8 protein-coding genes are annotated in these 14,406 nt (G+C 62.2%); all 8 read right to left on the reverse strand.

Annotated features, from left to right (window positions below):
- Positions 1–42: 42 nt before the first annotated feature.
- Positions 43–2,193 carry a cellulose synthase gene (locus ACX82Z_RS09660; RefSeq protein WP_459588275.1) on the reverse strand — a complete coding sequence of 717 codons (2,151 nt, stop codon included), beginning with the start codon at positions 2,191–2,193 and terminating at the stop codon, positions 43–45.
- Complete coding sequence (locus tag ACX82Z_RS09665; protein WP_459588277.1) at positions 2,190–3,239, reverse strand: glycosyl hydrolase family 8; 1,050 nt, start codon at positions 3,237–3,239, stop codon at positions 2,190–2,192. The genes ACX82Z_RS09660 and ACX82Z_RS09665 overlap by 4 nt, the downstream gene beginning before the upstream one ends.
- Complete coding sequence (locus ACX82Z_RS09670; protein ID WP_459588279.1) at positions 3,236–5,614, reverse strand: cellulose biosynthesis cyclic di-GMP-binding regulatory protein BcsB; 2,379 nt, start codon at positions 5,612–5,614, stop codon at positions 3,236–3,238. Before ACX82Z_RS09670 ends, ACX82Z_RS09665 begins: the two co-directional genes overlap by 4 nt.
- Positions 5,611–7,776, reverse strand: a complete 2,166-nt coding sequence (bcsA, locus tag ACX82Z_RS09675; RefSeq protein WP_459588281.1) for a UDP-forming cellulose synthase catalytic subunit — start codon at positions 7,774–7,776, stop codon at positions 5,611–5,613. Before bcsA ends, ACX82Z_RS09670 begins: the two co-directional genes overlap by 4 nt.
- A 153-nt stretch (positions 7,777–7,929) precedes the next feature.
- Positions 7,930–8,877 (reverse strand): cellulose biosynthesis protein BcsN, encoded by a 948-nt coding sequence (bcsN, locus tag ACX82Z_RS09680; protein WP_459588282.1) that lies wholly within the window; start codon positions 8,875–8,877, stop codon positions 7,930–7,932.
- A 177-nt stretch (positions 8,878–9,054) separates the two neighbouring features.
- Positions 9,055–10,186, reverse strand: a protein-coding gene (prfB, locus tag ACX82Z_RS09685; protein ID WP_459588283.1) for a peptide chain release factor 2 whose coding sequence is annotated in 2 segments (ribosomal slippage) — positions 9,055–10,119 and positions 10,121–10,186 — 1,131 coding nt in all. Because the reading frame shifts where the segments join, the coding sequence is not laid out codon by codon here.
- Positions 10,187–10,285: 99 nt separating this feature from the next.
- On the reverse strand, positions 10,286–12,739 hold the full coding sequence (locus tag ACX82Z_RS09690; RefSeq protein ID WP_459588286.1) for a penicillin-binding protein 1A: 2,454 nt from the start codon (positions 12,737–12,739) through the stop codon (positions 10,286–10,288).
- Positions 12,740–12,931: 192 nt separating this feature from the next.
- The gene (locus ACX82Z_RS09695; protein WP_459588288.1) at positions 12,932–14,128 is read right to left on the reverse strand and encodes an N-acetylmuramoyl-L-alanine amidase; all 1,197 of its coding nucleotides are present in this window, start codon (positions 14,126–14,128) and stop codon (positions 12,932–12,934) included.
- Positions 14,129–14,406 lie beyond the last annotated feature (278 nt).

Below are 14,406 nucleotides of genomic sequence, written 5' to 3' on the forward strand. Positions count from 1 at the left end.
CTCCGGGCGATCACCAAGCCCACCAATCCGGAAGACCCGCCGTTAGTCGCCGCGGCGCGTTTGCTCCACGGCAGCGATCCCGCGCAAGCCTTCGCGGCTTCCCGTTGCCGCAACGGCGCGGAAGACCTGCTCCGCCTCGCTGACCCTGCCGAGATTCAAATAGGCATAGCCACGTAAAACAAGAAGATCGTTGCGCTCCGCCGCGATCTGCGCGCGCTGGTCGAGCGCGATCAGCGCTTCGTTGTAGCGCCGCCGCTCGAATGCTCCGAGCGCGCGTTCGGCCAGAATGCTCGACTGAAGCTCCGCGCCGCGCGCAGCGCTCATCGGTGCCGAAGCCGCCGCGATTGCCGCATCGTCGACGAGGCCGGCCCGCAGATAGGCAAGGCTCTTGCCATAGGCCGCATCGCGCCGCGACTGTTCGTCAGCGCTGGCGAGCGCCACGTCGAAAGCCTGCGCGGCTTCCAGCGGGCGATCCCGTTCCATGAGGCACCATCCGCGGCCGAGCGCCGTCGCAGGCGAAAGCGTGCGTGGATCGACGCTATCGCGGCACCCCACCTGCTGCCGTGCGGCGGGCGCAGCCGCGCGAGCGGTCGATTGCGGCGCTGCCGTGGTCCGACGGGCCTCTTGTTGCGGCTGGGGCCTTACAGGTTGCGCGGACGCGGTCACTGGGGCCGGTTCACCAGTATCGGCAGCCATCGGCGTGCCGACAGCCACGATACGTTCAGACCGACCTGTCCAGAGCCGACGAAGTTCTGCCACGCCCGCATCGTCGCCAAGTTGCAACCGTGTCAATGCGAGGCCGTAGGCCGCCGGCTCGTCATCCGGATCGAAGCCCAGCGCAGTCGTGAACCACTGGCCTGCCGTTTCGTGCTGACCGTAGGCGCGGGCATACCATCCAAGCTGCCGCGCGACCTCAACATCACGGGACGCCACGGCCTCGGCGACGATCCGCGAAAGGACCTGCGAGGACAGAGCGATACGCGGCTCCGTGCCGAGCAGGTTGGCCGCCGCCGCCAGATAGACCGCGCGGCGATCGTCGTTCTCGTCACGATAAGGGTAGATCGTGTCTTCAGCCTCGGCGAACTGGTCGCGTGCAACCAGCGCCAGGGCAAGACCTTCAGCCGCTTCGCCATTCGGCTCACGTTCCAGCGCCATGCGGAACCAGCGCTCCGCAGCCGCGCCGTCGTCGCGGCGAAGATAATACCAGCCCAGCAGCCGAGGATCGCTTCCGTCGGTCTCATCCTGCGCCAGCCGCTCGACACGGCGCAATATTTCGCTGCCAACCTGAAGTGTGGGCTCTTCACCCGCCCGTGCGAGGAGATCGCGAGCGCGCGAATCGCGAACGGTGGTAAACTCGCCCTGCCCGTCCTCGCCGGGGCGCTCCAGCGCGAGAAGTTCATCGACATATTCGTCCGAAAGAAGCGTGCTGGCATTTTGCATGGTCGCCAGCCGTTCCTGCGGATTGTCGCAGCTCGTCAGGACGTAGCGATAGGCGTCCCGCGCGCGCGGCTGGCGCTCCGTCATCGCGAAGGCTTCCGCGACACGCCACAGAACATCGACCTCAGAACAGGTCAAAAGGCTTGGATGCTCCGAGCCCAGCCGCACAACCATCTGATATTGATCGAGATCGGACGCGTTGATGAGGCGTTCGCGCGCCTCCGATAATTGCAGTCGGTCGAGAAGATCGGCCGGGGGTTGCCAATCGGGCTGTTCTGCCTGACGCCGTGATATCGCCTGACGCACCTCGCCCAGACGACCGTCGGCGTAAAGCCGCCACATCTCTTCCAACCGTTCGTCGACATTTTCGGGCACCGCAAGCGGATCGGCAGGCGGCGTCCAGTTTGGATAAAGAGCGCGTAGTCGTGCGATCTCGGCTTCGAGCCTCTGCGTGTCGCCGCGCTGCGCGAAATAGCGGATCGCCGATTCATCGACCTGCGGCAGCGGCTGAACAGGCGCTGCCTGCTGCTGCGCTTGTGCAACCACCGCGCCGCGTTCAGACTGCGGCTCGGGCTCGGCGAAAATCGCTGGTGCCTCGCTTTCCTCATGCGCTTCGAAAGGCTGCGTGGCCGGAATGGAGCCGGTCGTGGTTACGGCCTGCCGCGCGTCGTTCATTCGCCAGTTCTGTGCGCCCGCCGCGACGGCAAAGATCGCGACGCCGGTCGCAAAAACGATTGGTGCGGCACGCATTTTCATTGCAGGCACTCCGGCGCAGCTTCGCGCAGATACGCCAGCGAAAGAAGATGCAGCGTCGACGGATAGTAGACCGTGGGCTCGAAATTGCGCAGGTCGGGCGCAAGCGAAGTACGGTCGGCGATGCAATCGCCAAGGGCCGTGAGGATGCGATAACCGGCGTCGGTCAACGTGGCCGTCGGCTCGCCATTCGTCAGATCATGGAGAACAAGATTACCGTTCTCATCACGCATCGCAGCACCCAGTTCCAACGCCACCTCATCGTCCGCCATGCCGCCACGTATCATGTAAAAGGGGATTCGCAGCGCATTGTAACCGAATTCGGCCTTGAAGCCTTGTGCGGGGCGCGGAATGCCCGCAACCGAAAGCCATTCGGGCGGTAGCCGGCTGTCAGAAAAGCGCGCCTGCGCGATCAGATCGCGCCCGGTCTGCGAAAGCTCCTGCCAAGGCGCATCCGGCGCCAATCGCTCCAGAACCGGGAAGGCCTCGAAAATCCAGTAGGACTGGTTGACGACAGGACCGTCCGGTCGATCGGCCGCGCCGAATCCGTCGACCGCCGGCATCAAAAGCGTTCGACCCTGATAGCGCAGGATAGCGTGTTCGGCGATCGCTTCGGCCAGACCGGTCGCTGCATCGGTATATTGCGGCTCACCCCAGCGTTCGCCCGCACGCGCCAGCGCGTAGGCGATGAGGATATCGCCATCGGTCGCGTTGTTGATGTCGGTGACGTGCGGCGACGCGTCTGCTTCCCATTTCCAGGCAGCCAGACCGTCGTCGCGCAGGAGAAGTTCATCGCGCGTGAAGGCCCATATTCTGTCGAAATCTGCGCGATTGTCGGCCATCTCGGCGAGCAGAAGGCCATACCCCTGCCCTTCGCTATGGCTGATGCCGGCATTCGCGTCGTCCATGATCCGACCTTCGGTCGTGACGAAGCGGCTCGTATAGAGCTGCCATTCGGCATCGCTCACAAGGGCTCGATCCTGCTGCGCCATAGCCGGCCCGATCAATAAAGCGGACAAAAGAAGGAGAATGGACCAAAGATTCGTCATCCGCGACGCCCCAATCTGGACAGAAGCGCCGACGTGGTGACACCGAGAAACCCGCAGGCCAGGATAAGAATTGCCGAATAGGACAAGATGTTGCTCGACAGCCAGTTCGCCACGATCAAACGATAGTTTCTCGCCGATGGCGGCACGGTCTGGACGAATCTCTCGCGACTGGCTTCGCTGGCGCGGATGCTGCCGTCGCTGGCGAATGTCGTCACATGTGCTTCAAGTTGCTGCCAGGCGCCATAGCTGACTACCGCTTGCGCTGCCGTCGCAAGCTGCGCTTCCTGCGGAGCGGTGATGACGGTCCATGTCCCGACCCCGGTCGGTGATGCAGACTGCGCGATGATCAGTGCGTCGTCGGGACCGGGTGCATAGGGTTGCTCGTCTTGCGGAAGGAAGCGCAGCATGTCGACGGTGATGTCGAACGTGTCCTGCAGCCAATCTCTCAGATTGCCGGCGAGCCGAGAAAAAAAGCCGCCATCCACCTGCGTTCGCCACGTGTCCATATCGATGCGGTCGCCGGAGGCCACGGCCGCGCCGCCATTTATGGTCGCGCTCGGTGCCCATGCCGCTGCCGCAGCCTCGCTGATGCCGACCTGGGCAAGGACGGTCGCATCCAGTCCCGCAGGCGTTCCGAAGAATATGGCGTCGCGATCGCGCGCTTCGGAAGGAGAGGTGACGACCCTCAGCGGAATGATCCGGCTCGAGGAAATCGCGATCCGGCCGAGAACGCTCGCGGCCGCCGACAAGGTTCCCATATTGCCACGCCCCATGACCACGGGGATCGGCTCATTGTTCAGGATATAGGGGTAGCCGGTGCCGGAGGTCGCGGCCAGATTGGGAATCTGCGCGATACGTGCGAAATTCGGCAGTGAAAAGCGAGACGTGTCGAACAGCGCGAAGCGCGGCGTCTCGTCGGTCGCGGCACCGGGAGCACAGGCTTCGTCCGCATCCGTCAGAAGATCCGCCTCGAAGACGACTTCGTTCACGCCGGGCCGGAAATGGCGCATCGTCACCTTGATCGGGAACTGACGAAGCACCCGTCCGCCACGCGTCGTGATCGGCATCGACGTCGCGATGTTGCCGTTCACGTAGATGTTGATCAGGCTGCCGGGTTTCACGTTGTCGGTGTAGGCGGCATCCAGAAGAATACGCGCTTCGCCGTATGACTGGGCGTAAAAGTCTGCTGGCACCGCAAACTGGAACCGGCGAATGTAGCGGCGACCCGAAAACTGTTCCGACGACATTCCGAGATCGGCGAATGTGATGTCGCGGCCTTCATACAGCATGGGCGCGTTCGGCAGGCTCCACGCTTCAGTATTGAGCGCCGCGCGCATGGCAAAGGACGATGGTCCCACATGCGTCGCCAATTGCTCCATAGCGCCCAACCAACCGGAGCGATCCTCTCCCGACAAAATGAGAGCGGGCGCTGCAATATCATCCAGACGCGTGAACGAAACAGGTGCAGCGGTGGCGTTTGTACCCTCGCCGACAATCCGAACGACCTCGTCATTCGTGCCGGCGACGACGATAAGGTTCGCATCGGCGGTCAGTTCGTCGGTCAGAGCACTCGCAACTTCGAAGCGCGGGCTTGGAAAATTCGTCAAAAGCGCGATGGCCTGCGCCAGCCGAAGCGTTTCCGACGCGACGTCTCCGGTCGCCAAAGCGGGCACGACGAGCACGATCTTCGCCTGGCCGTCGCTATCGCCCGGGATCGTCTTCAAATCGGCGATCTGCCATTGCGAGACATCGTTCGGCGTATCGAGCGTAAGGTAAGTTTGCGACGCGTCGAGCTCGGTCCACAATTCGTATGTCGACGAGATCGAGCAATCGGTCCGGTGGCGTTGGGAAGACAGGATCGAGACTTCATTGCGGCCGGGCTGAAGCAGGCCTGCGGGCAGATCGGCGGTCAGTTCCTTGATGCCGGTGGGCGACGATATGCTTTCGCCAGCCACGCGCACGCCGTTGATGTCGATGGCCAGCCGCGAGGCTTCCGGGGCGACAACGATGGCGCTTTGATAGCCGAGCCTCAGATTTGCTGGCGCATCGGCCTGCGCATCCGTCAGATAAAACGCGAATCGGTGCGCATCGTTCTCGCCGTCGAGCCGCATGATCGACGAGGGCAGCAGATTACGCCGAAACGCGGCGCCTTCCTGCTGCAAAGCCGGAGGCGCCGTGTAAGCGTCATCGGCCGTATCCTCATCCGGTTCGGGTTGGGTGTCCGGTTGCGCAGGCGCAGGTGAAACGGCCGGCGGTTGCTGCCGTGGCCGTTCTTCCAGCGGTCTTTCAGGAGACATATCGAAAGGTTGCGGCTGGGAAATCGAACTCGTCGAAAGCGCCAGCAAGGCACAAAATGTCAGGGGCAGCCGCATCATTGCCGTTGCTCCCGCCCGCCGGGCTGGCCGCCGAACAGATAGACCAGCCCCCGGAACGTCTGGAATATCGCAAGCTGGAAGAACCAGATCGTTCCGAAAAGGACGCCCGGATTCTTGCGCCGTCCGACCTGAAAACCACTCCACTGCTTGGCATCGGCAAAGACGAGATCGGCAACGAGGCGATGATGCATCGGTTCCTGGCGATCATAGGAACACCCGACATTGATGCCATTGCCTTCGCGGTCACTGTTTCGGACGATGACCGGCAACTCACAGGGCACGTCCGACCAATGGGGTTTGAACCGAAGAGCCGTCGTCGCGCCGACCTCGAACGCCGCCGAAGTGGCATTGACCTTCACGCGGGCGCCGTTGACCGACACATCCTCGATCGATCCGGGCACCCAGTCATCGCCGATCCTGAACTCGCAACGCCGCGAGATGCGGATGCGGCGCGTCGCAGCGCGCTCGCGGCGCTCTGAAACGACGCCGAGCGCGCAACCCGCCAGAACGAGGTTGAGAAGGTTCCAGCCGCCGACGACCAGCGTGACATCGGCCTTATAAGGTTCGGCATAGATTTTCCATGCCGATGCAATCACACCGATCAAAAGCACGCCAAAAATGACGAAGAACGGACGCGAAAGCTCGGACAATCGACTCTTGGTGATCTGTTCGTCCTTCGCGGTCACCTTGAACGTCGGCTTGCGTGGATTGAGCGCCACGGAAATGACGGCGGGCAGAAGATGCACGGTCTGGATGTATTCGTAGAGTTCGGAAATCCACGGCCAGCGGAACGAGCCGTAGAGGTAGTTCTGCATCATCAAATTCACGAGCATGTAGCTCAGCGTATAGGCCAGAAACTCACCGCCCGATGCCGTGAAAATCTGAAGATCGAAGAAGATGTAGAAGAGCGGCGCGAACAAGAAGATCGTGCGCGGAAACGGAAACAGCCAGAACAGTGTCGACGACATGTAGCAAAGGCGCTGCGGCAGCGAGAGGCCACGCTTCAAAAGCGGAAAGCGGAAGCGCAGAATCTGCATCATGCCCTGCGCCCAGCGCGAACGCTGGCCGATGAACGAGGCGAAGGTGGCCGGCTGCAAGCCTGCGATCAGCGGCTTGTCGACATAGATCGAGTTCCAGCCGCGCGAATGAAGCTCGATTGCGGTCTCGCAATCCTCGGTGATCGAGACACCGCTGAATCCGTCAGCCTCCAGCAGCGCTTCACGGCGCAAAACCGCCGCAGAGCCGCAGAAGAATGCGCCGTTCCACTTGTCCAATCCGCGCTGGATGATGCCGTAGAACATCTCGTTTTCGGACGGCATCTTCTCGAAGGTCCGCAAATTCTTTTCGAGCGGATCAGGGTTTAGAAAGAAGTGCGGCGTCTGGACGAGGAACAGACGGTGATCCTCGGCGAAATAGCCGACCGTCTCTTTCAGGAAGCTGCGCGTCGGCGCGTGGTCGGCGTCGAAGACGACGACGAGTTCACCGGTGGAATGCGCAAGACCGTTGTTGAGATTGCCGGCCTTGGCGTGTTCGTTCCTTTCGCGCGTCAGGTAGCGCACGCCCAGATCCGTGCAAAGCTTTTGCAGTTCGCGATAGCGCATCTCGGCTGCCTGCGCGTCGACCACATTGTCCGCGTTGCGCTTTTGCACCGTGCCGCCATCGTCGAGCAGCCACACGTTCAATCTGTCGGGGGGATAGTCCATCGCAATCGCCGCCGATATCGTATCGGCGAGCAGCGCGGCATCCTCGTTATAGGTTGGAATGAAAACGTCCACGGTCGGCATGTTCTGCGTCTCGGCGACCTCGGCGGGGCGCGACGGCAGTGGTTTTGCGACGATGAACAGGCTGAGAAACAGCATGAACACGCTGTACATCTCAGCGAGATACAAAAGCAGGCCGGGGATGAAGTTTTCGAGCTGCGTAGCCGGCGGCAACGTGCTGGTCGTGCGCCAGTAGACGTAGCGCATGACGATCGCCGTACCGAGCGCCAGCGCGATCAGCCGCCACGTGCTCGATGACGCAAAGGTCTTCAAGACGATCATCACGCCGAGAATAATCGTCCCTGCGATCAAATGTGTCTGCAAATTGATGGGCAGGGATACGATCGCGAGAACGCATATCCCCATCGTGAACCAGACCAAGACAGATACGAACTTCGCCATTTCGTATTCAGCGCCCAATACCGTTCATTGACACTGCACCCCCGCCAACGGCCAACCTAGCCGAAACGGCAGGGTTAAAGATTAAGCGGCTTTGAAACCGGCGGATGTAACTAACCATCCGTAAATTTCGAACCGGTTCGATCCTTGCTTCTTTCATGGCTGCGTCGGAGGCGGCGCAGGCACCGCAGGAGCGGCGACAGGGTTCGCGGTCGACGCACCCGGCGGCGGCGGAACGAGCGGAGCATCGCCCGCCACCGTTGGCGCCGGAACAGCCGGACTGGAAGCCGCAGGCTGGACCGCAGGCATCGTCTGTGAAGCCCGCATTCCATCGCTTGTCGATACCGCCCTTCGTGCCGGTCGCAGAATCAGGGGTTCGGGCTCGGCCGGTGCGACCGTCTCGTTCCACGACGCGCCGACAGGAAATATCTGCGTTCCGACCGCACCCAACCGGGGATCGGGCGATGCCGCCGCGCCGAACGGGTTCCAGCCGTCCGCCGCAAAGCCGCCTGTGATTGTATAGCCGTACATGACCGCCAAAAGCTGCTGCTCGCTGGCCCCGGCCTGACACAGTCGCAACCGCGTCTGGATCGTGCCGCGTTGCCCGAACGGCGCGGCACGCTCCGCGCCCCGGATACGCTGCCATGCATAAAGGCAAAGATCGCGGCCCGACCGGCCCATCGCATAGCCAAACGGCCCATAGCTGTTTTGGGCATAGAGCGGCGAAACCTGCATCGCCACGCCCGGGAATGCCGTACGCATCTCGCGGCGAATGACGCCTTCCGTTGGTGGCAGGTTTGACAAGTCCGTCTGGCCCGCCTCGTTGCCGACAGAGCCGAAAAGCTGAACGCGCAAGGTGTTTTGGCCCGGAACCGACGCATTCGCGCCAAGAACCACGTCCTGCTGGATCGCATTGGCGTAACGTCGTTCGACGACGTCGACAATGGTTGGACCACCCGGCGGCGGCACGGCCATCGCGCCTGCCGGCCCGGTGCGTTCGGACATGCTCGAACGCTGGAGATCGGTCGGCGACGCGCACGCGGCCAGAGCAAGCCCCGTTCCTGCCAGACAAAGCAGATGCCAGAAATTGAAAGACGTCCGCAATCTATCGTCCCCAGTCAACGTGAACCCTCGAATCACGCGCGACTACAGTGCGCGATCGATTTGCGAGGCACAACCGGGATGTTTAATGACAATAGACGCCGACGGCTGACCGTTGCGATACGGACTCAGTGCGATCAAAGCGGTGGCCCGATTTAACGATCGAGCCGCCGGAACCGATCAGTCGATATCGGCGATGGGCTCGCCCGACGATCCTTCGATCTTGTGGGCGAGAGCTGCTTCCATGAACTCGTCGAGCCCTCCGTCGAGCACGTCCTGCGGCGACGTGCTTTCGGTGCCGGTGCGAAGGTCCTTCACGAGTTGATAGGGCTGAAGCACATAGGAGCGGATCTGGTGTCCCCAGCCGATCTCCGTCTTCGAGGCTTCAGTGGCGCTCGCCGCTTCCTCGCGCTTTTTCAGCTCGGCCTCGTAGAGACGCGCGCGCAGCATGTCCCACGCTTTGGCGCGGTTCTTGTGCTGGGAACGCTCCTGCTGGCAGGCAACGACGATGCCGGTCGCGATATGAGTGATGCGGACCGCTGAATCCGTCGTGTTGACGTGCTGACCGCCCGCACCCGAAGCACGATAGGTGTCGATGCGCACGTCGGATTCCGACACGTCGATCTCGATCGAATCGTCGATGACGGGATAGACCCACACGCTGGCGAACGAGGTATGGCGGCGCGCATTCGAATCGTATGGCGAAATACGCACGAGACGGTGAACGCCGGATTCGGTTTTCAGCCAGCCATAAGCTTTCTCGCCCTTGACGAGGATCGTCGCGGACTTGATGCCCGCCTCTTCGCCGTCATGGACTTCCAGCACTTCGACCTTCATGCCGCGTCGTTCCGCCCAGCGCGTATACATGCGCAGAAGCATCGAGGCCCAGTCCTGGCTTTCGGTGCCGCCCGCGCCGGCATGGACTTCCAGATAGGTATCGTTGCCATCGGCCTCGCCCGACAGGAGCGTATCGACCTGGCGCGCGGCAACCTCACCGCGCATCGACCGGATCGCGGCCTCTGCGTCGCGCACGACTTCCTGGTCGCCCTCTTCCTCGCCAAGCTCGATCAGGCCGATATTGTCGTCGAGCGCCTGTGTGATCCCGCGGACGGCCGTGATCCCGTCTTCGAGCGACTGGCGCTCGCGCATCAGCTTTTGCGCCTCCTGCGGATCGTTCCACAGATCGGCGTCTTCGGCACGATTGTTCAGGTAATCAAGTCGCTTTACAGCCTGATCCCAGTCAAAGATGCCTCCTCAGCAGGGTTATGCCCTGCCTGATTTCGTCGATGAGATTTTCCGTCTCGGCGCGCATGGAGCTTCGCCTTTCTGTCAGATGGGTGGGAAATCGGCGCGGAACATAGGAGGGGCGTGCCGGCCTGTAAAGCCGGCACGGTCCGCGTGCAGGCGACGGTCAGTAAAGTCCGCCGCCGGAGCCGGAAATGAGGGCTTCGCTCGCCTGCGGCGAGATTTCGCGCGCACGTTCGGCGGTCGCTCCGTCCATGCCGATGACCCAGTAGCTGTCGGCCGGGCCGGTGCCGGGCTTGAACGCTTCCATGATCGTGCCGCCTTCGCCCTGACGGGCGCGCATGCCCGTCTGGCGGTTGATGGCGATCTGCTGCATGCCTTCAGGCACGCGGAAAGCGACAGGGGTCTTGTCCTTCAGCGCCTCGGCCATGAACTCCTTGAAGATCGGCGCGGCAAGACCGCCGCCCGTCGCGCCGGAACCGAGCGAGCGCGGCTGGTCGTATCCGACGTAAAGGCCGACGACGAGATCGGGCGTATAACCGACGAACCAGACGTCGCGCGCATCGTTGGTCGTGCCTGTCTTGCCCGCGATCGGGTGGCCGAGTTCGGCAAGCGTCGTGGCGGTGCCGCGCTGAACGACGCCCTCCATCATCGACGTGATCTGGTAGGCCGTCATGGGGTCGAGAACCTGATCGCGCTCGTCGATGAGTTCCGGCTCGGACTGGCTTTCCCATGTCGCGGCGTTACAACCATGGCAAACGCGCTGGTCGTGCTTGAACACGGTCTTGCCGTAGCGGTCCTGAATACGGTCGACCAGCGAAGGCTGAATATAGCGCCCGCCATTGGCCATCACGGCATAGGCCGAGACCATGCGCATGACGGTCGTCTCGCCCGAACCGAGCGACATGGCCAGAACCGGCAACATCTTGTCGTAGACGCCGAAGCGCTCGGCATATTCGGCGACGATGTCCATGCCCATATCGTTGGCAAGGCGCACCGTCATCAGATTGCGAGAGCGCTCGATTCCCATGCGAAGCGTCGACGGACCGGCGAAATCGCCGCCGTAATTGCGCGGTTCCCAGACATCGTTTCCGACGCGGATCGAGATCGGCGCGTCGTCGACGACCGACGCTGGCGTGTAGCCATTGTCGAGTGCCGCCGCGTAAAGGATCGGCTTGAAGGACGAGCCGGGCTGGCGCATCGCCTGCGTGGCGCGGTTGAATTCGGATTGCGCAAAGGAAAAGCCGCCGACCATGGCAAGAACGCGGCCAGTCTGCGGGTCCATCGCGACCATGCCGCCTGACACCTGCGGCACCTGACGCAGCATCCAGCCGCCATCGGGCTTTTCTTCGACATAGACGACGTCGCCCGCCTGCAGGACCTCGCCGATCGAACCCGCGCGCACGCGCTGATCGTTGACCGTGTGGCGAAGTGCCCATTCCATGTCGGAGACGCTGAGCGTTGCCGTTTCGCGATCCTCAACGAGTTCGCCCGACGCCTGACGGGCAGGCTGGAGACCGACCGAGACATCGCTGCCGGACGTTTCCAGCACGACTGCCAGCCGCCACTCGGGAACGTCGGACAGAGCACGCACCTGACCGAGCGCCGCACCCCAGTCGTCGCCAAGCTCGATTTCCTCGACAGGGCCACGGAAGCCACGCAGCGTGTCATAGCGGATCAGGCCGTGCTGCAACGATTTGCGCGCCAGAAGCTGCGTCTGCGGATCGAGCGTCGTGCGCACCGAAAGCCCGCCGGCGTAAAGCGCGTCCTCGCCGTAGCGCGCGATCATCTCGCGGCGCACATCCTCGGTGAAGTACTCGCCGGCCATCATGTAGGTGCCGCCACGGCGCGCATTGACGCCGAGGTCCTCGGCTTTGGCACGCGCGCCTTCTTCCGGCTCCACGAAGCCGTTTGCGACCATCTGGTCGATGACCCAGTTGCGGCGGTCCAGCGCACGCTGCGTGTGCCGGAACGGATGGTAGTTCGACGGCCCGCGCGGAAGCGCCGCGAGATAAGCCATTTCCGAAACGGTCAGTTCATTGACCGCCTTGTCGAAATAGACGAGCGCGGCGGCAGCGATGCCGTAGGCGCCTCGCCCCGGAAAAACGAAGCCGAAATAGATTTCGTTGAGATAGAGTTCGAGTATGCGGTCCTTCGAATAGGCCTGCTCGATGCGGAAGGACAGGATCATCTCCCGCACCTTGCGCTCATAGGTCTGCTCGGAATCCAGAAGGAAATTCTTTGCGACCTGCTGCGTGATCGTCGAGCCGCCCTGCATGCTGCCGGTACGCACATTGGTGACGAGCGCGCGGACGATGCCGACCACGTCGATACCGGGATGCTGGTAGAAATTCTTGTCTTCGGCCGACAGGAACGCCGCCTTGACGCGGTCGGGGATCGCCTGGATGGGCAGATAAAGACGCTGTTCTCGCGCAAATTCGGCCATCAGCGCACCGTCGGAGGCATGGACGCGCGTCGTCACCGGCGGCTCGTAGCGGGCCAGCACCTCGTAATCGGGCAAGTCCCTGGAGACCGTCCCGATATAGGCGGCGACGCCGACGGCAACCACCAGCGCCAGCATCACGCCGATGCCGAAAAAATACCCGATGAGACGAATCATGCCCGCTCCAGTCTGTCGTTCGATACGGCCGCGCTTGGATAGCCTGCCCGCTGCCGGCCGTTTCGCAAGACGCTACGTGTCGTGCGCTTGTGGGCAAATTGCGGCACCGAAAGCAAGTGCCTACATATAGGGAGGATTAATCGCCAGCCTGTTGCCGTCAAGCCACGATCATTTGAGCGCCGTCCCTGGCCCCTAATCCATCGCGCCGGAGCGCCCTTCGGCAAAAAGGCCGACCGCTTCAACGATAGCCGACGTTGCCTGCGCGCGCCATTCGACATCGCGCAACTGCGCTTCGTCGGCCACGTTCGACAGATAACCGAGTTCGACAAGCACGGACGGCACGTCCGGCGCTTTCAAAACCTGAAAACCCGCGAAGCGGTGCGGATTCTTGATCATGGCGATTTCGGAGGACAGGCGATCGACAAGCGCGTTCGCAAAGCGCAACGAAAATCCGTCCGTTTCGCGCCGGACGAGATCGGCGAGAATGCCGGAAACCTCATCGCTTTCCTCGGTCGATCCGTAACCGGCGAGCTGATCGGCGAGATTTTCGCGAATCGCCTTTGCCGCAGATGCCGCGTCGGACGGTGTCTCGGAAACGGTGTAGACGGTCGCGCCGCGAACGTCGCGATGGCGAATCGCATCGGCATGGATCGAGATGAAAAGGTCTGCCTCGTGCCGCCGCGCGATCCTGACCCGCTCGTCGAGGCGCAGGAACCTGTCGCGATCGCGCGTCATATGGACCTCGTAATCGCCGAGGTCTTCCAGCGCCTTTTTCAGTTCCAGCCCGAAGGCAAGCGTGATCGTCTTTTCCAGAACACCGGAAACGCCACGAGCGCCGCTGTCGTTTCCGCCGTGACCGGGATCGATCACGATCGTGAAACGTGGCGCGGCAGGCGCCTCGCCGACGCTCGTTACCGCCGTTGTCGCGATCTGGTCTGCAAGGGCCGCCTCGAACTGCCGGTCGGAACCCGCCACCAGATCGACAACGACGCGATAACCCGCATCGTCCTCGTTCTTGAGAATATCGACGTTCTCGACCACGAAGGCTCCATCGGCCGTCACGATCATGCGCGATTTCGTGCCGCCGGCATGGGCGAAAGCGATATCCGTTATCAAGCCGCGCGGTTTGGCAGCAGCATCGTCGTGGAGGTATTCGACATTATCGAGCTCGATGACCAGCCGGTGCGGCGACCGCAAAAGGAACCAGCGCAAATCCGGGCTTTGAGAAACGTCCATGACAATGCGCGCACGAGACGCATCGCCCACGACGCGCAGCTCATCAACCTGAACTGGCGCGCCAAGGACGTTCGAGCCAAACGCCACGAGCAGGATGGCGCATGCGAATATGCGCGAAAAGACGGAAACCGGTCCTTTTAAGAATGATGGCATTTCGCACGTCCCGCTTCGGCGCAGTCGCTCGGCGACCGGGATCACCAACTCCTAGACGGACGTGGTTAACCAAACCTTTTCAAGTCGACGAACCTGTCTTCAAACGGTCATCCCCTGCTTTAGCAGCCACGAAAATAGTTTCGGAAATCAGGGTTGCCTTGAAGGCTGGCAAATCATAAAAGCAAATCAGGATTTATGCGGAATCCGTTGAAGGAAGCGCACTCGCGCAGGCTTTTAAGGAGCCATTCCTCCCGTGCCACGCATAAGTTCGGAAAGAA

The organism is Aliihoeflea sp. PC F10.4 (assembly GCF_054612275.1).

What these genes read in the sequence shown, in the direction of transcription:
- ACX82Z_RS09660 (WP_459588275.1), bottom strand. Translation starts at nt 2,193, where the DNA reads ATGAAAATGCGTGCCGCACCAATCGTTTTTGCGACCGGCGTCGCGATC.
- ACX82Z_RS09665 (WP_459588277.1), bottom strand. Translation starts at nt 3,239, where the DNA reads ATGACGAATCTTTGGTCCATTCTCCTTCTTTTGTCCGCTTTATTGATC.
- ACX82Z_RS09670 (WP_459588279.1), bottom strand. Translation starts at nt 5,614, where the DNA reads ATGATGCGGCTGCCCCTGACATTTTGTGCCTTGCTGGCGCTTTCGACG.
- bcsA (WP_459588281.1), bottom strand. Translation starts at nt 7,776, where the DNA reads ATGGCGAAGTTCGTATCTGTCTTGGTCTGGTTCACGATGGGGATATGC.
- ACX82Z_RS09690 (WP_459588286.1), bottom strand. Translation starts at nt 12,739, where the DNA reads ATGATTCGTCTCATCGGGTATTTTTTCGGCATCGGCGTGATGCTGGCG.
- ACX82Z_RS09695 (WP_459588288.1), bottom strand. Translation starts at nt 14,128, where the DNA reads ATGCCATCATTCTTAAAAGGACCGGTTTCCGTCTTTTCGCGCATATTC.